Origin of the sequence: Neorhizobium phenanthreniclasticum, from assembly GCF_040066075.1 — a bacterium.
Lineage (GTDB): Bacteria > Pseudomonadota > Alphaproteobacteria > Rhizobiales > Rhizobiaceae > Neorhizobium > Neorhizobium petrolearium.
In genome coordinates, this window is the sequence record NZ_JBEAAL010000093.1 from 1 (window position 1) to 771 (window position 771).

At 61.1% G+C, this 771-nt stretch carries 1 protein-coding gene; it reads left to right on the top strand.

Annotated features, from left to right (window positions below):
* On the top strand, positions 1-771 hold a 771-nt coding region (locus tag ABK249_RS33860; RefSeq protein WP_348864933.1), incomplete at both ends, for a molybdopterin dinucleotide binding domain-containing protein.

A 771-nucleotide genomic window follows, 5' to 3' on the forward strand; every position in this document is an offset into this window, starting at 1 on the left:
AACTGGTGCAGGCTCCGGGCGATGCGCGGTCCGATCTTTGGCAGATAGCGGAGTTTTCAAAGCGCTTCACCACCGACGAGGTTTGGCCCGCGGATATATTGGACAAGCACCCTGATTATCGTGGCAAAACACTGTTCGAGGTGCTGTTCCAGAACGGACAGGTCGACCGGTTCCCGCTGAGCGAGATCGACCCGGACTATGCGAACAACGAGGCCAAGGATTTCGGCTTCTACATACAGAAAGGGCTGTTCGAGGAATATGCCTCGTTCGGGCGCGGTCACGGTCATGATCTCGCGCCCTATGACCGCTACCATCAGGAACGGGGCCTGCGCTGGCCCGTCGTCAACGGGCAGGAGACCAAGTGGCGCTATCGGGAGGGCTACGATCCTTATGTGAAGCCGGGCGAGGGCGTACGCTTCTACGGGCGACCGGACGGCAAAGCCGTGATCCTTGCCGTTCCCTATGAGCCGCCCGCCGAGTCCCCCGATGGTGAATATGATTTCTGGTTGGTGACCGGCCGCGTGCTCGAACATTGGCATTCCGGATCCATGACCATGCGCGTGCCGGAATTGTACAGGGCTTTCCCCGGCGCCCGCTGCTTCATGAATGCCGACGATGCCCGAAAGCGGGGCATCAATCAGGGTGCCGAAATCAGGATCGTCTCCCGGCGCGGTGAAATCCGGTCCCGGGTGGAAACCCGCGGGCGCAACCGCATGCCGCCGGGCGTGATCTTCGTGCCCTGGTTCGATGCCAGCCAGTTGATCAACAAGG